13 protein-coding genes are annotated in these 15,772 nt (G+C 61.4%); 12 read left to right on the top strand and 1 reads right to left on the bottom strand.

The features are described 5' to 3' along the window. Positions 1-2: 2 nt before the first annotated feature. Positions 3-518, bottom strand: coding sequence for an Hcp family type VI secretion system effector (locus tag J3P93_RS22225; protein ID WP_007949952.1), 516 nt, complete (start codon positions 516-518; stop codon positions 3-5). Positions 519-1,397: 879 nt separating this feature from the next. Between J3P93_RS22225 and J3P93_RS22220 the strand changes: the two genes are divergently transcribed. From J3P93_RS22220 to J3P93_RS22165, 12 genes are all read left to right on the top strand, one after another. Continuing rightward, entirely contained in the window at positions 1,398-3,020 is a 1,623-nt protein-coding gene (locus tag J3P93_RS22220; RefSeq protein WP_434591935.1) for a methyl-accepting chemotaxis protein, read from the top strand. After that, positions 3,020-3,556, top strand: coding sequence for a chemotaxis protein CheW (locus J3P93_RS22215; protein ID WP_434591932.1), 537 nt, complete (start codon positions 3,020-3,022; stop codon positions 3,554-3,556). Before J3P93_RS22220 ends, J3P93_RS22215 begins: the two co-directional genes overlap by 1 nt. After that, on the top strand, positions 3,553-4,827 hold the full coding sequence (locus J3P93_RS22210) for a CheR family methyltransferase (protein WP_434591929.1): 1,275 nt from the start codon (positions 3,553-3,555) through the stop codon (positions 4,825-4,827). The genes J3P93_RS22215 and J3P93_RS22210 overlap by 4 nt, the downstream gene beginning before the upstream one ends. After that, complete coding sequence (locus tag J3P93_RS22205; protein WP_434591927.1) at positions 4,824-5,507, top strand: chemotaxis protein CheW; 684 nt, start codon at positions 4,824-4,826, stop codon at positions 5,505-5,507. The genes J3P93_RS22210 and J3P93_RS22205 overlap by 4 nt, the downstream gene beginning before the upstream one ends. Further along, the gene (locus J3P93_RS22200) at positions 5,504-7,786 is read left to right on the top strand and encodes a hybrid sensor histidine kinase/response regulator (protein ID WP_434591924.1); all 2,283 of its coding nucleotides are present in this window, start codon (positions 5,504-5,506) and stop codon (positions 7,784-7,786) included. Before J3P93_RS22205 ends, J3P93_RS22200 begins: the two co-directional genes overlap by 4 nt. Further along, complete coding sequence (locus J3P93_RS22195; protein WP_434591921.1) at positions 7,783-8,793, top strand: chemotaxis response regulator protein-glutamate methylesterase; 1,011 nt, start codon at positions 7,783-7,785, stop codon at positions 8,791-8,793. Before J3P93_RS22200 ends, J3P93_RS22195 begins: the two co-directional genes overlap by 4 nt. Before the next feature lie 48 nt (positions 8,794-8,841). Further along, positions 8,842-9,843 carry a response regulator gene (locus tag J3P93_RS22190; RefSeq protein WP_093104337.1) on the top strand — a complete coding sequence of 334 codons (1,002 nt, stop codon included), beginning with the start codon at positions 8,842-8,844 and terminating at the stop codon, positions 9,841-9,843. A gap of 333 nt (positions 9,844-10,176) precedes the next feature. Beyond that, a protein-coding gene (prfB, locus tag J3P93_RS22185; protein WP_157720676.1) for a peptide chain release factor 2 occupies positions 10,177-11,272 on the top strand; the annotation gives its coding sequence in 2 pieces (ribosomal slippage) (positions 10,177-10,248 and positions 10,250-11,272; 1,095 coding nt in all). A 114-nt stretch (positions 11,273-11,386) separates the two neighbouring features. Further along, the gene (gene lysS / locus J3P93_RS22180) at positions 11,387-12,889 is read left to right on the top strand and encodes a lysine--tRNA ligase (RefSeq protein WP_090281964.1); all 1,503 of its coding nucleotides are present in this window, start codon (positions 11,387-11,389) and stop codon (positions 12,887-12,889) included. A gap of 105 nt (positions 12,890-12,994) precedes the next feature. Further along, positions 12,995-13,708 carry a TetR/AcrR family transcriptional regulator gene (locus J3P93_RS22175; protein WP_434591916.1) on the top strand — a complete coding sequence of 238 codons (714 nt, stop codon included), beginning with the start codon at positions 12,995-12,997 and terminating at the stop codon, positions 13,706-13,708. A gap of 164 nt (positions 13,709-13,872) precedes the next feature. Beyond that, complete coding sequence (locus J3P93_RS22170; protein ID WP_434591913.1) at positions 13,873-14,427, top strand: hypothetical protein; 555 nt, start codon at positions 13,873-13,875, stop codon at positions 14,425-14,427. A gap of 58 nt (positions 14,428-14,485) precedes the next feature. Then, entirely contained in the window at positions 14,486-15,736 is a 1,251-nt protein-coding gene (locus J3P93_RS22165; RefSeq protein WP_172833349.1) for a flavohemoglobin expression-modulating QEGLA motif protein, read from the top strand. Positions 15,737-15,772 lie beyond the last annotated feature (36 nt).

Raw genomic sequence — 15,772 nt, 5'->3', positions numbered from 1 at the left:
AATTAAACGACTGGAGCACGCCAGTCATCGGAACCCGAAGTACCGGATACTTCGTGGGTCCAGGTGATTTTGCGGTAGGTGAACTGCACTTCTTCCAGGTGGGTGAAGTGCGCGTTGCCTGGATCCTGGCAGTTGTGCATTTTGTTGTTGATGGCGACGATGATCGCGTCTTCCAGTTTGGTGGTGTAGTAGTGCTCTTGGGTGCCTTGCGCCGAAGTGCGGTACCACTGGATAACGATTTCGCTCATGCGCTCGCCGGAAGTCAGTGCTGCTTGCAGCAGTGGCGAAGCCTTGTCGTAGACCTTGGTGATCACAACTGGCTTGTGAACGCGCTGACCGGTTGGCTGACCGGATTGCGGGTCACGCGGGATGATCACGTCGTGGGTGAAAGCCTGAACCATGACCTGGTCTTCGTGGCCTTCCTGGTAGGTGTTGCCTACGGAGTCAGCGGTGAATGCGCCTGCAGTGATCAGGCCTTGTTTTTCGCCGGTAACCGACATGTACGCTGGTGTTGCCATGGGGTGCTCTCCTTGCGGATAAATTTAAGGTGCCCGGGAGGCGAAATCGCCCGGTGGGTGCCTGACTGTTATCAAGGAGCGTGCCAGGTTTGCTGAAGTGCCCGGCCGGTGGGAGCGCAGCGGTGATTGGGGACCACTCGGGGCGGTTTTCAGCATGGAAACAAGAAGAAAGTGCGCAAGAAGTTGCGCAGTACTGCGCAACTTCTTGCGCACTTGGCTGCAGGCCTTGCATGGCGTGATCTGCAGAGGATTTACCCGCTGAAATATTACGACCTACTGCGCAACTTCTTGCGCAGTTGGGTATTTGTCGAGACCGTGGTGTCTGCTTCGCGAGCAGGCTCACTCCTACATTGGATTTGCGTGTGGTCCCGAAGCTTGCGTCCACCGCGAAACCTGTGGGAGCGAGCTTGCTCGCGAAGGCGTCAGTTCAGGCGAATCATTGTTGACTGACTCACCGCTATCGCCAGCAGGCTGGCTCCCACAGGGGGTTGTGTGTTGCCCCGGCCCTTGTGTCCACCGCAAAACCTTTAAGAGCGAGCTTGCTCGCGATGGCCTCAGTTCAGGTAAAACGTTGGTGACTGATGCACTGCTATCGCGAGCAGGCTCACTCCTACAGGGGATTTGTGTGTGATCCCGGCGCTTGCGTCCTCCGCGAAACCTGTGGGAGCGAGCTTGCTCGCGAAGGCGGCAGTTCAGGCAAAACATTGGTGACTGTTCCACCGCTATCGCCAGCAGGCTGGCTCCCACAGGGTTGGTGGTTGGCCTTGGGTTCGAGCCCGCTAAAGGGACGCGGCGCAGGGGGGTTAGAAAGCGTCTTATAAATGAAACAGCGCGCTCGGCTATACTCCCCGCATTTCGATCAGGCACCGAGGAATCACTGTGAAGAACTGGACGTTGCGCCAACGCATTTTGGCGAGCTTTGCGGTGATTATCGCCATCATGCTGATGATGGTGGTGCTCTCTTATTCACGGTTGTTGAAGATCGAGGCCAGTGAAAACAGCGTGCGCGACGATGCCATTCCCGGCGTTTATTACAGCTCGATGATTCGCGGCGCGTGGGTCGACAGTTATCTGCAGACCCAGGAACTGTTGGGCCTGAAGGAAGGTCAGGGCGTTTCCAGTGAAGACGCGGCGGACTACAAGGCTTTCGAGAAACGCCTGCAAGAGCAGATGGCCAACTATCGCAAGACCATGGCAACCGATGAGGACCGCTCGGAGTTCGCCCTGTTCGAAAAATACCATGACGCCTATATCGACATTCAGAATGCTGTGCTCGATCTGCACAGTCGCAAACTGGAAGCCGAGGCGATCAAGCTGTTCACCGAGAAGCTGACCCCGGCCTGGTACACCGGGCGCATGAAACTCAATGACATCATTGGCGAAAACAAGGTCGTCGCGGATACAGCCATGGCCAATATCGACGACGCGGTGGCCGCCGCCAAGGTCAGCATGGTCATTTCCCTGCTGGTCGCGGTGCTGGCCGCCGGCCTGTGCGGTCTGTTGCTGATGCGCGCGATCATGGCGCCGATGAATCGCATCGTCACGATCCTGGAAATCATGCGCACCGGCGACCTGAGTTCGCGCCTGAATCTTGATCGCAAAGACGAGTTCGGCGCCGTCGAAACCGGCTTCAACGACATGATGACCGAGCTGACCGCGCTGGTTTCCCAGGCCCAGCGTTCATCGGTGCAGGTGACCACCTCGGTGACCGAGATCGCGGCCACCTCCAAGCAACAGCAAGCCACCGCCACCGAAACCGCCGCGACCACCACCGAGATCGGCGCGACCTCGAGGGAAATTGCCGCCACCTCGCGAGATCTGGTGCGCACGATGACCGAAGTCTCCACCGCTGCCGATCAGGCCTCGGTGCTCGCCGGCTCCGGCCAGCAAGGCCTGGCACGCATGGAGGACACCATGCACTCAGTGATGGGCGCCGCCGATCTGGTCAATGCCAAACTGGCGATCCTCAACGAGAAGGCCGGCAACATCAATCAGGTGGTGGTGACCATCGTCAAAGTCGCCGACCAGACCAACCTGCTGTCGCTCAACGCCGCCATCGAAGCCGAGAAAGCCGGTGAATACGGGCGCGGATTCGCCGTGGTCGCCACCGAAGTCCGGCGTCTGGCTGACCAGACCGCTGTCGCCACTTACGACATTGAACAGATGGTCCGCGAGATCCAGTCAGCGGTGTCGGCCGGGGTGATGGGCATGGACAAATTCTCTGAGGAAGTGCGTCGCGGCATGTCCGAAGTGCAGCAGGTTGGCGAGCAGTTGTCGCAGATCATTCATCAAGTGCAGGCGCTGGCGCCGCGGGTGTTGATGGTCAATGAAGGCATGCAGGCCCAGGCCACCGGCGCCGAGCAGATCAACCATGCGCTGGTGCAGTTGGGCGACGCCAGCAGCCAGACCGTCGAATCGCTGCGCCAGGCCAGTTTCGCCATCGACGAACTGAGCCAGGTGGCCGTCGGGCTGCGCAGCGGCGTTTCGCGATTCAAAGTCTGATGAACGACGTCATCGCCAAGCGCGGTGTTGCGCCAGTGACGAAACCGGCATTGTTCCTGCTGTTTCGCATCGGCAGCGAGCGTTACGCCCTGCGCGCCACCGAAGTGGCGGAAGTGTTGCCGCGAGTGGCGTTGAAGCCGATTGCCCGGGCGCCGCAATGGGTCGCCGGAGTATTTGCCTATCGCGGTGCGGTGGTGCCGGTCATCGACCTCAGCGCCTTGACCTTCGGCCAGCCTGCCGAGGCGCGCACCAGTACGCGGCTGGTGCTGGTCAACTATCGCCCGGATGATTCGGAAACGGCGCAGTGGCTCGGGCTGATTCTCGAGCAGGCCACCGATACCCTGCGTTGTCATCCGGAAGATTTTCAGTCTTACGGCCTCGATAACCGCGAGGCGCCGTATCTCGGCCCGGTGCGCGAAGACGCCCAGGGGCTGGTGCAGTGGGTGCGGGTCAATGACTTGCTCGACGAGTCGGTGCGCGCCTTGCTGTTCCCCGATCCGCCGCGTGACCCGGCGCAGCTTGAGGCGCAGGCATGAGCGCTGATCAGCGGTTTTTCGACTTTCTCAAAGAGCGCATCGGCCTCGATGTGACGTCGGTCGGCCCGGCGATCATCGAGCGTGCCGTGCGCCAGCGCACCACGCTTTCGCAGGCGACTCATAGCGATGACTACTGGCAATTACTGCAAGGCTCGCGAGATGAACAGCAGGCACTGATCGAAGCGGTGATCGTGCCGGAGACATGGTTTTTCCGTTATCCGGAATCCTTTGCCACCCTGGGCAAACTGGCGCGCGCCCGGCTCAAAGAACTGAACAACATGCGCGCGCTGCGCATCCTCAGCCTGCCGTGTTCCACCGGCGAAGAACCCTATTCGATTGCCATGGCCCTGCTCGATGCCGGATTGCAGCCGCATCAATTCAAGGTCGATGGCATGGACGTTAGTCCGCTCTCGGTAGAGAAGGCGCGGCGTGCGCTGTACGGCAAGAACTCGTTTCGCGGCCAGGATCTGGATTTCCGCGAACGGCATTTTTTCGCCGAGCAGGATGGCCACCGGGTCAATGAAAACGTGCGCGAGCAGGTGCGCTTGCAGGTCGGCAATGTGCTCGATCCAACGCTCTTGGCCCGTGAGCCGGCGTTCGATTTCGTGTTCTGCCGCAACCTGCTGATCTACTTCGACCAGCCGACCCAGAAGCAGGTGTTCGAAGTGCTCAAGCGCCTGACGCATTTCGACGGCGTGCTGTTTATCGGCCCCGCCGAGGGTAGTCTGCTCGGCCGCCTGGGCATGCGCTCGATCGGCATTCCCCAGTCGTTCGCGTTCAGCCGTCACAGCGAACCGCACCCCGAGCCGCTGCCGACACCGAAACCGATCGCCGTGCCGATCAGCCAAGCGCTGCGCAATCCGCCGCCAGCGCCGGTTGTGCGCAATCGCCCGTTCGCCGCCGTGATGCCATTGCCAACCGCAGCGAAAGCCGCGAATCCGGACGCCGCGACCTTGCTGGCGCACATCGCTGCGCTGGCCAACGAAGGCAAAAGTGCCGAAGCCCGCGCTGCTTGCGAACAGTACCTGCGCAGCCATGAGCCAGTGGCGCAGGTGTTCTACTGGCTCGGCCTGCTCAGCGATGTCGCCGGCCTGACCCTCGAAGCCCAGGGTTTCTATCGCAAGGCTTTGTACCTCGAACCGCAACACCCCGAAGCGTTGATGCACCTGGCGGCGTTGCTGCAGGCCCAGGGCGACACGGCGGGTGCCCGACGATTGCAGGAGCGTGCCGCCCGCAGCGGTCGCACCGCCGACAGTGAGCGCAAACGATGATCGCGTCCGACACTTTCAACGTCACCCACGAAGACGCCCGCGCCATCGACGATTGCTGGAATCGCATCGGCATTCATGGCGACAAGTCCTGCCCGCTGCTCGAAGAACACATTCATTGTCGCAATTGCTCGGTGTATTCGGCCGCCGCCACGCGTCTGCTCGACCGGTATGCCTTGCAGCAGGACCAGCGCGACCCGGTAGCCAGCGCCGTGGAAACGGACGTAAAGACCCGCTCGCTGCTGATGTTCCGCCTCGGCGAAGAATGGCTGGGGCTGGCCACGCGCAGTCTGGTGGAAGTCGCGCCGATGCAGGCCATTCACTCATTGCCGCACCAGCGCTCGCGAGCGCTGTTGGGCGTGGCCAACGTGCGCGGTGCGCTGGTGGCGTGCCTGTCGCTGGTCGAATTGCTCGATCTGGATGCCCATGCCGCGCCGGCCACCGGTGCGCGGATCATGCCGCGCATGCTGATCATCGCCGCCCATGGCGGGCCGGTGGTGGTGCCGGTGGACGAGGTCGACGGCATTCATGCCATTGACGAGCGCATCCTTGCGGCGGCGTCGCAATCCGCTGCACAAGCCAGCGCCAAATACACTCGCGGTGTCCTGCAATATCGCGGTCGCAGCCTGCGCTGGCTCGACGAAGAACAGTTGCTGTCCGCCGTGACCCGGAGCCTGACATGACCCCCGAGCAAATGCGCGATGCCTCGCTGCTCGAGCTGTTCAGCCTTGAAGCCGAGGCCCAGACCCAGGTCCTCAGCGCCGGGCTGCTGGCGCTGGAACGCAATCCGACCCAGGCCGATCATCTCGAATCGTGCATGCGCGCGGCGCACTCGCTCAAAGGCGCGGCGCGGATCGTCGGCATCGACAGCGGCGTCAGCGTCGCCCATGTCATGGAAGATTGCCTGGTCAGCGCGCAGGAAGGGCGCCTGCTGCTGCGCCCCGAGCATATCGACGCGTTGTTGCAGGGCACCGATTTGCTCATGCGCATCGCCACCCCGGCGAACGCGCCGCAACCGCCGGATATCGAGGCCTATGTGGTGTTGATGGCGCGGTTGCTTGATCCGTCGGCAGCCCCGGCAGCAGCGCCTGTGGTCACGCCGCCGATGGCCGAACTGCAACTTGAGCCCGCGCCAGCGCCGGTGCCTTCGGTGCAAACACCTGTCGAAGCTGCCGAGCCGGCGCCGCGCAAAAGCAAACGCACCGCTGAAGGTGGCGAGCGCGTGTTGCGGGTGACTGCCGAACGCCTGAACAGCCTGCTCGATCTGTCGAGCAAATCGCTGGTGGAAACCCAGCGCCTCAAGCCGCATCTGGCGACCATGCAACGCCTCAAGCGCATGCAGAACAACGGCCTGCGCGCGCTGGAAAACCTCAACGTGCACCTCAAGGAACATGCCTTGAGCCTCGAGGCGCTGGAAGCCCTCGAAGACGCGCGCCGTTTGCTCGCCGAATCGCAACAACTGCTCAGCGAGAAAAACGCCGAGCTCGATGAATTTGCCTGGCAGGCCAGCCAACGTGCGCAAGTGCTCTACGACACCGCGCTGGCCTGCCGCATGCGCCCGTTCGCCGATGTTCTCAGCGGGCAGGTACGCATGGTCCGTGATCTGGGGCGCAGCCTCGGCAAACAGGTGCGCCTGGAGATCGAGGGCGAGAAAACCCAGGTCGACCGCGACGTGCTGGAAAAACTCGAAGCGCCGCTGACGCACTTGTTGCGCAATGCGGTCGATCACGGCATCGAAACGCCCGAACAACGCTTGCTCCAAGGCAAGCCGGAGGAAGGCCTGATTCGCCTTCGCGCCTCGCATCAGGCCGGTCTACTGGTGCTGGAACTGAGTGACGACGGCAACGGTGTCGATCTGGAAAAAGTCCGCCGCAGCATCGTCGAACGGCAGTTATCCCCAGCCGAAACCGCCGCGCAGCTCAGCGAAGAAGAGCTGCTGACGTTCCTGTTTCTGCCCGGCTTCAGTCTGCGCGACAAGGTCACCGAAGTGTCCGGTCGCGGCGTCGGTCTCGATGCGGTGCAGCACATGGTCCGCCAGTTGCGCGGAGCTGTGGTGCTGGAGCAGACGGCAGGCGAGGGCAGCCGCTTCCATCTGGAGGTGCCGTTGACGCTGTCGGTGGTGCGCAGTCTGGTGGTGGCCGTCGGTGAAGAGGCTTATGCCTTTCCGCTGGCGCACATCGAACGCATGTGCGATCTGGCGCCGGAAGACATCGTTCAGGTCGAAGGCCGCCAGCATTTCTGGCACGAAGGCCGGCATGTCGGGCTGGTTGCGGCCAGTCAACTGCTCAATCGCCCGGCCAGCCAGAACAGCGGCGAAACCCTCAAGGTCGTGGTGATTCGCGAACGTGATGCGATCTATGGCGTGGCGGTCGAGCGTTTCATCGGCGAGCGCACTCTGGTGGTGTTGCCGCTGGATGAACGGCTGGGCAAAGTTCAGGATATTTCCGCCGGCGCCTTGCTCGATGACGGCTCGGTGGTGCTGATCGTCGACGTCGAAGACATGCTGCGCTCGGTCGACAAACTGCTCAACACCGGGCGCCTGGAGCGTATTGCCCGCAACGGCAATCAAGCCGCGGAAGCTGCGCGCAAACGGGTGCTGGTGGTCGACGACTCCCTGACCGTGCGCGAACTGCAACGCAAACTCCTGCTCAACCGTGGTTACGACGTCGCGGTAGCGGTCGACGGCATGGACGGCTGGAATGCCCTGCGTTCCGAGGACTTCGACCTGCTGATCACCGACATCGACATGCCGCGCATGGACGGCATCGAACTGGTCAGCCTGCTGCGCCGCGACAACCGTCTGCAATCGCTGCCGGTGATGGTCGTCTCGTACAAGGATCGCGAAGAAGACCGGCGCCGTGGACTGGACGCCGGCGCCGACTATTATCTAGCCAAAGCCAGTTTTCATGACGACGCCCTGCTCGACGCAGTGGTCGAGCTCATCGGGGGACCGCGGGCATGAGGATCGCAATCGTCAATGACATGCCGCTGGCGGTGGAGGCGCTGCGCCGGGCACTGGCCTTCGAGCCGGCGCATCAGGTGGTCTGGGTTGCCCGCAACGGTGCCGAGGCGGTGCAACTGTGCGCCGAAAACACCCCGGACCTGATCCTGATGGACCTGATCATGCCGGTGATGGACGGTGTTGAAGCGACGCGTCGGATCATGGCCGAAACCCCTTGCGCCATCGTCATCGTCACCGTTGACCGTCAACAGAACGTACACCGGGTGTTCGAAGCCATGGGCCACGGCGCGCTGGATGTGGTCGACACCCCAGCCGTTGGCGGCGGCAACCCGCAGGAAGCGGCGGCGCCGTTGCTGCGCAAGATCCTCAATATCGGCTGGCTGATTGGTGACAAAGCGCCACGCGCGCGGCCGGCTCCGACGGCCCAGCGCAGTTCGGCTTCCCGCCAGCGGCTGGTGGCGATTGGTTCGTCTGCCGGCGGCCCTGCGGCACTGGAGGTTCTGCTTAAAGGTTTGCCCAAGGATTTTTCGGCAGCGATCGTGCTGGTCCAGCATGTCGATCAGGTGTTCGCGGCCGGCATGGCCGAATGGCTGGCCGGCGCCAGTGGCCTGGACGTGCGTCTGGCCCGCGAAGGTGAGCCACCGCAAAGCGGCGCGGTGCTGCTGGCCGGGACCAATCACCATATCCGCTTGCTCAAGAACGGCACGCTGGCCTACACCGCCGAACCGGTCAACGAAATCTACCGGCCCTCGATCGACGTGTTTTTCGAGAGCGTCGCCAATTACTGGAATGGTGACGCCGTCGGGGTTTTATTGACCGGGATGGGGCGCGACGGCGCGCAAGGGCTTAAGCTCATGCGCCAACAGGGTTATTTGACCCTCGCCCAGGATCAGCACAGCAGTGCGGTGTACGGCATGCCCAAAGCCGCCGCGGCCATCGATGCCGCCGTGGAAATCCGTCCACTGGAAAGAATAGCGCCACGGTTGCTGGAGATTTTCCCCAAATGAACAGGTATATCCGCAATCCTGGCCCCCGCAGCACTCAGGTGACCGCCCATGAATGATTTACAGATCGACGACATCAAAACCGACGAAAACGCCGCCATGGTGTTGTTGGTGGACGATCAGGCGATGATCGGCGAAGCGGTGCGCCGTGGGCTGTCGAATCAGGAAAACATCGACTTCCACTTCTGCTCCGATCCGCAGCAAGCCATCGCCCAGGCCGTACGCATCAAGCCGACGGTGATTCTGCAGGATCTGGTGATGCCCGGCCTCGATGGCCTGAGCCTGGTGCGCGAATACCGCAACCATCCGGCGACCAAGGACATCCCGATCATCGTCCTGTCGACCAAGGAAGACCCGCTGATCAAGAGCGCGGCGTTCTCCGCCGGGGCCAACGATTATCTGGTGAAACTGCCCGATACCATCGAGCTGGTGGCGCGCATCCGCTATCACTCGCGCTCCTACATGACCCTGTTGCAACGCGATGCCGCCTACCGGGCGCTGCGGGTCAGCCAGCAACAATTGCTCGACACCAATCTGGTGCTGCAACGGCTGATGAATTCCGATGGCCTGACCGGGCTGTCCAATCGCCGCCACTTCGACGAGTACCTGGAGCTGGAGTGGCGCCGCTCGTTGCGCGATCAGAGCCAGTTGTCGTTGCTGATGATCGATGTTGATTACTTCAAGTCGTACAACGACAGCTTCGGCCACGTCGAGGGCGACGAAGCCTTGCGCAAGGTCGCGGCGGCGATCCGCGACGCCAGCGCGCGGCCATCCGACCTGCCGGCGCGTTATGGTGGCGAGGAGTTTGTGCTGGTGCTGCCAAACACCTCGCCGGGCGGGGCGCGACTGGTGGCGGAGAAACTGCGCCAGACCGTGGCGGCACTGAAAATCCCGCACAACACCCCGGCGGCGGGCGACAGCCTGACCATCAGTATTGGTCTCGCGACCATGGTGCCGCAGGCCGGCAGCGATTGCCGCCTGCTGATTTCGGCGGCGGATCGCGGGTTGTATCTGGCGAAGAACAATGGGCGTAATCAGGTGGGGATCGAGTAAACGCTCTCCCTCACCCCAGCCCTCTCCCAGGGGGAGAGGGGGCCGACCGAGATGTCTCGGATTCTGCATCGACCTGCTCCACCGAGTCGATTATGGATCTTTGAGCTTGGCGATTATGGATTCAGCTAAGCCATTCAAGTCGGCGTAGCTCTCGAATATCCCCCAATCGGTCCCCTCTCCCTCCGGGAGAGGGCTAGGGTGAGGGCAGGCAATCTCGACGCAGACAGAAACCTCAGATGATTCACCCCCACAGCCGCCAGACGGGCTGCCGCGCCAGCCTGATTACGTTATACTCGCCGGCTTTCAAAAGTTCGCCAACGAGTGCTGCCCGTCATGGAAATCAACCCGATCCTGAACACCATCAAGGACCTGTCCGAGCGCTCCGAAACTATTCGGGGGTATCTTTGACTACGATCAAAAGCATGAGCGTCTGACCGAGGTCAATCGCGAGCTTGAAGATCCGAGCGTCTGGAACAAACCTGAATACGCCCAGGAACTGGGCCGCGAGCGCGCTGCGCTGGCGCAGATCGTCGATACCCTCGATGAACTGAACGCCGGTCTGGCCGATTGCCGCGACCTGCTGGACATGGCCGTCGAAGAAAACGACGAAGGCGCGGTCGGCGATGTCGTCGCCGAACTGGCCCGTCTCGAGGAAAGTCTGGCCAAGCTGGAATTCCGCCGCATGTTCAGCCATGAAATGGACCCGAACAACGCCTACCTGGACATCCAGGCCGGTTCCGGTGGTACCGAAGCGCAGGACTGGGCCAACATCCTGCTGCGCATGTACCTGCGCTGGGCCGACAAGCGCGGTTTCGACGCGACCATCATGGAACTGTCCGCCGGTGAAGTCGCCGGTATCAAAGGCGCGACCGTGCACATCAAGGGTGAATACGCCTTTGGCTGGTTGCGTACCGAGATCGGTGTGCACCGTCTGGTGCGCAAGAGCCCGTTCGACTCCGGCAACCGTCGCCACACCTCGTTCTCGGCGGTTTTCGTTTCGCCAGAAATCGACGACAAGGTCGAAATCGAAATCAACCCGGCAGACCTGCGCATTGACACCTATCGTTCCTCCGGTGCCGGTGGTCAGCACGTAAACACCACCGACTCGGCCGTACGTATCACTCACGTACCGACCAACACCGTGGTCAGCTGCCAGAACGAACGTTCCCAGCACGCCAACAAGGACACCGCCATGAAAATGCTGCGGGCCAAGTTGTACGAGCAGGAAATGCAGAAACGCAATGCCGCCTCGCAAGCGCTGGAAGACACCAAGTCCGATATCGGCTGGGGTCACCAGATCCGCTCCTACGTGCTCGATGCATCGCGGATCAAGGATCTGCGCACCAACATCGAACGCAGCGATTGCGACAAGGTGCTCGACGGCGACATCGACGAGTATCTGGAAGCCAGCCTGAAATCGGGCCTGTAACAGACGCCAACACAGGATCGACCGTTTCCGCTCGATCCCTGTAGGAGCCAGCCCGCTGGCGATCCCCGGACCGTAGGGTCCGGGGGCAACGAACCTGATGGAATACTTAAAGACATGAGCGACCAACAACTCGACCCGCAAGCCCTGCAACAGGAAGAAAACTCGCTGATCGCCCTGCGCAAGGAAAAGCTTGCTGCCGAGCGCGCCAAGGGCAATGCCTTCCCGAACGACTTCCGCCGCGACAACTACTGCGATGCCTTGCAGAAACAGTATGCGGACAAGACCAAGGAAGAGCTGGCAGAGGCTGCAATCCCGGTCAAGGTCGCCGGTCGCATCATGCTCAACCGTGGCTCGTTCATGGTGATCCAGGACATGACCGGGCGCATCCAGGTCTACGTCAACCGCAAGACCTTGTCGGAAGAAACCCTGGCCGCGGTGAAAACCTGGGACATGGGCGACATCATTGCCGCCGAAGGCACCCTGGCGCGCTCCGGCAAAGGCGACCTGTACGTTGAAATGACCAATGTGCGTCTGCTGACCAAGTCGCTGCGTCCGCTGCCGGACAAGCACCACGGCCTGACCGACACCGAACAGCGCTACCGTCAGCGTTACGTCGACCTGATCGTCAACGAAGACGTGCGCCAGACCTTCCGCGTGCGTTCGCAAGTGATCGCGCACATCCGCAGCTTCCTGATGAAGCGCGACTTCCTCGAAGTCGAAACGCCGATGCTGCAGACCATTCCGGGTGGCGCTGCGGCCAAGCCGTTCGAAACCCACCACAATGCGCTGGACATGGAAATGTTCCTGCGTATCGCGCCTGAGCTTTATCTGAAGCGTCTGGTAGTCGGTGGTTTTGAGAAAGTGTTCGAGATCAACCGCAACTTCCGTAACGAAGGCGTTTCGACGCGTCACAACCCTGAATTCACCATGTTGGAGTTCTATCAGGCCTACGCCGATTACGAAGACAACATGGACCTGACCGAAGAACTGTTCCGCGAGCTGGCGCAGCTGGTATTGGGCAGCACCGACGTGCCGTACGGCGACAAGGTGTTCCACTTCGGCGAGCCGTTCGTGCGTCTGTCGGTGTTCGACTCGATCCTCAAGTACAATCCTGAGCTGACCGCCGATGACCTTAACGACATCGACAAGGCCCGTGCCATCGCCAAGAAGGCCGGCGCCAAGGTGCTGGGCTTCGAAGGTCTGGGCAAACTGCAGGTGATGATTTTCGAAGAACTGGTCGAGCACAAGCTGGAACAGCCGCACTTCATTACCCAGTACCCGTTCGAAGTGTCGCCGCTGGCCCGTCGCAACGATGACAACCCGAACGTCACCGACCGCTTCGAGCTGTTCATCGGCGGCCGTGAAATTGCCAACGCCTACTCCGAGTTGAACGACGCGGAAGACCAGGCCGAGCGCTTCATGGCGCAGGTGGCCGACAAGGACGCCGGCGACGACGAAGCCATGCACTACGACGCCGACTTCGTCCGTGCGCTGGAGTACGGCATGCCGCCAACGGCCGGTGAAGGGATCGGCATCGACCGTCTGGTGATGCTGCTGACCAACTCGCCGTCGATTCGCGATGTGATCCTGTTCCCGCACATGCGACCGCAAGCGTAAACGTTTCAGTTAAAAAGCCGCCTAAAACAGGCGGCTTTTTATTGCCTGTCTGGTACAAATGTATCAATTGGTTAATTTGGAATTAGTAGAGGAAGTGCTGTCGTGATGGGTGCAATAGCTCAAGAAGGTGCAGCGGGTATCGCCACTGCGGTCGCTGAAAGTGTTCAGTACCAGGGCCGCAAGGCCAGCCGACAGGGCAGTGAGCAGCGTCGCCAAGACATTCTCGACGCGGCCATGCGCATTGTCGTGCGCGACGGCGTGCGGGCCGTGCGCCACCGTGCGGTAGCGGCCGAGGCCGGTGTGCCGCTGTCGGCGACCACGTATTACTTCAAGGACATCGACGACCTGCTCACCGATACCTTCGCCCAATACGTGGAGCGCAGCGCGGCGTATATGGCCAAGCTGTGGATCAACAACGAAGGCCTGTTGCGCGACATGGTCGTCAGTGCCGACGGCAGCCCGGAGTCACGCTCGCAACTGGCCGACGACATCGCGCGGCTGATGGCCGACTACGTGCACCGGCAGTTGATAAACCGCCGCGAGCATCTGATGGCCGAGCAGGCGTTCCGCCAGGAAGCGCTGCTCAACCCGCGTCTGGCGATTCTGGTGCGCTCGCATCAGCAGATTCTGTTGCAGGGCACCTGCCAGTTGTTTCAGGTATTGGGCTCGCGCGAACCGCAGCAGGATGCCAAAGTGTTGACGGCGATTATCGGACGGATGGAATATCAGGGCCTGCTCAACGACGCCGAGCCTTTGGCCGAAGAGGACATGCTCGGCATTCTGACGCGGTATATGCACCTGGTGCTGGCCTCGGTCTGATCCGCGGATGCTTTTGATCGTTCCTCACGCTCCGCGTGGGAATGCCGCCCGGGACGCTCTGCGTCCCTTGCCGGGATGACGCAGAGCGTCATTGGATGCATTCCCACGCGGAGCGTGGGAACGATCGATAAATGAACGCCGCTTGTGTTCATAAGGAGTCTCGAATGAAGTCCTGGCGTGGCGTGCTGCTGGCCCTGTCGTTGCTGCTGCTCAGTGGCTGTCTGGTGACGTTCAAGGAACCGCTGGCGGCCAGCGACCCGGCGCCCAAGGGCTTGCTCGGCAAATGGTCGAGCACCAATGCCTGGGGCGAGCCGATGAACCTTGAGCTGACTCGCGTCGGCAATGACCGCTACCAGGCCGTTACCTGGTTCAAGGCCAAACCGCGCGAACGCGAAGCCTATCCGTTTACCGTGTCACGGCATGGCAACCGCTGGTATCTGTCGGCGAAAGTGCCCGCGCGTTTCGGCGGCCACTTCACCATTGCCGGGTTCGAAATCACCGCCAAGCGCGAACTGGTGATCTACAACCTCGACCTCGAGCAGATCAATCAAGCGATCAAACAGCATGCACTCGACGGTCAGGCCTTCCAGACCGACGACGGCGACGGCGTGCACGTCGACAGCAACCTCGACAAGGTCTTCGCTTACCTTGATGATCCGGCCAATTCCGATGTCTTCGTTGAAGCCGCGCGCTATCAGCGCCAGGCCAGCGCCCAATAATTCACACGTCAGGTTTTTACAGGAGTTTCGGGTGGACGATTACCAGCAGACGATACGCATGTTGTCCGATCGCATTGTGCTGGCGCAAACGCCGATCCGCGTGCTCGATGCGGTCAAGTGGGACGAGAACGTGCGCAAGGGCTTTCTCAAGGCCAAGGGCAAGGAAATGCCCGCCATCGATCGCGACTACTACCTCAATCGGCCACTGTCGTTCGATTCAAGCCAGGTCAAACTGGAATTCCAGAACATCGAGCGCGACATTACCCGCCAGCTCGGCCAGTTCAACCCGGTCGGGCAGATCATGCGGCGCATGTGCAAGGAATACCGCATGGTCGTGCGCATGCTCGAAGCGCGCGGCACCGAGGATTTCGGCCTGATCTCGCAAGAGCTGTACGGCGCCGCGTCCGATGCCTTCCATGCCGGAGATCCGACCCTGGCCGACCTTGGCCTGATGATGTCCGACTACCTGAACAACATCGATGGCCGCGGCGATCTGAAGGACGAGCCGAAGATCCTCACCGCCAAAGATGCCGTGCATTTGCTGCAGACCCGTTTGAACAAGGTGTTCGGCGAGGCCGAGGAAACCATTCGGGTGTTCGAGTCCGACGGCATCGTCGCCGACGCAGCGGCCGGCGCCGACTACATCAAGATTCGCACCGACGCGATGTTCAACAACCGTGACGTGCGGGCGCTGGAGGTGCACGAAGGGCTGGTGCATGTCGGCACCACGCTCAACGGGCTGAACCAGCCAATCTGCACCTTCCTGTCGAAAGGCCCGCCGTCGTCGACGGTGACCCAGGAAGGTCTGGCAATCCTCATGGAAATCATCACGTTCGCCTCCTACCCAAGTCGCCTGCGCAAACTGACCAACCGCACCCGCGCTATTCACATGGTCGAGGAGGGCGCGGACTTTTTGCAGGTGTTCGAGTTCTTCCGCGAGCAGGGCTTCGAAATGGCGGAGAGCTATGGCAACGCCAGTCGGGTTTTCCGCGGCTCGACACCGACCGGTCTGCCATTCACCAAAGACTTGTCCTACCTCAAGGGCTTCATCATGGTTTACAACTACATTCAGTTGGCCGTGCGCAAGGGCAAGCTCGAGCAGATTCCGCTGTTGTTCTGCGGCAAGACCACGCTGGAAGACATGCGTACCCTGCGCCAGTTGGTGGATGAAGGGCTGGTGGTGCCGCCGAAGTATCTGCCGGATCAGTTCCGCGATCTGAACGCGTTGTCGGCGTGGATGTGCTTCTCCAACTTCCTCAACCACTTGAGCCTGGACCGGATCGAAGCGGATTACTCCAATATCCTCTGACCGCCGCTGATCGTTCCCACGCTCCGCGTGGGAATG

Origin of the sequence: Pseudomonas sp. R3-57, from assembly GCF_051132065.1 — a bacterium.
In the GTDB taxonomy this organism is placed as follows: Bacteria; Pseudomonadota; Gammaproteobacteria; order Pseudomonadales; family Pseudomonadaceae; genus Aquipseudomonas.
The sequence above is the reverse complement of the archived record's forward strand: the minus strand, read 5'-3'. Positions and strand labels throughout refer to the sequence as shown.

Bases quoted from the DNA above. Each gene is read 5' to 3' on its own strand.
- J3P93_RS22225 (WP_007949952.1), bottom strand. From the start codon at position 518: ATGGCAACACCAGCGTACATGTCGGTTACCGGCGAAAAACAAGGCCTG.
- J3P93_RS22215 (WP_434591932.1), top strand. From the start codon at position 3,020: ATGAACGACGTCATCGCCAAGCGCGGTGTTGCGCCAGTGACGAAACCG.
- J3P93_RS22210 (WP_434591929.1), top strand. From the start codon at position 3,553: ATGAGCGCTGATCAGCGGTTTTTCGACTTTCTCAAAGAGCGCATCGGC.
- J3P93_RS22205 (WP_434591927.1), top strand. From the start codon at position 4,824: ATGATCGCGTCCGACACTTTCAACGTCACCCACGAAGACGCCCGCGCC.
- J3P93_RS22200 (WP_434591924.1), top strand. From the start codon at position 5,504: ATGACCCCCGAGCAAATGCGCGATGCCTCGCTGCTCGAGCTGTTCAGC.
- J3P93_RS22195 (WP_434591921.1), top strand. From the start codon at position 7,783: ATGAGGATCGCAATCGTCAATGACATGCCGCTGGCGGTGGAGGCGCTG.
- J3P93_RS22190 (WP_093104337.1), top strand. From the start codon at position 8,842: ATGAATGATTTACAGATCGACGACATCAAAACCGACGAAAACGCCGCC.
- lysS (WP_090281964.1), top strand. From the start codon at position 11,387: ATGAGCGACCAACAACTCGACCCGCAAGCCCTGCAACAGGAAGAAAAC.
- J3P93_RS22175 (WP_434591916.1), top strand. From the start codon at position 12,995: ATGGGTGCAATAGCTCAAGAAGGTGCAGCGGGTATCGCCACTGCGGTC.
- J3P93_RS22170 (WP_434591913.1), top strand. From the start codon at position 13,873: ATGAAGTCCTGGCGTGGCGTGCTGCTGGCCCTGTCGTTGCTGCTGCTC.
- J3P93_RS22165 (WP_172833349.1), top strand. From the start codon at position 14,486: ATGTTGTCCGATCGCATTGTGCTGGCGCAAACGCCGATCCGCGTGCTC.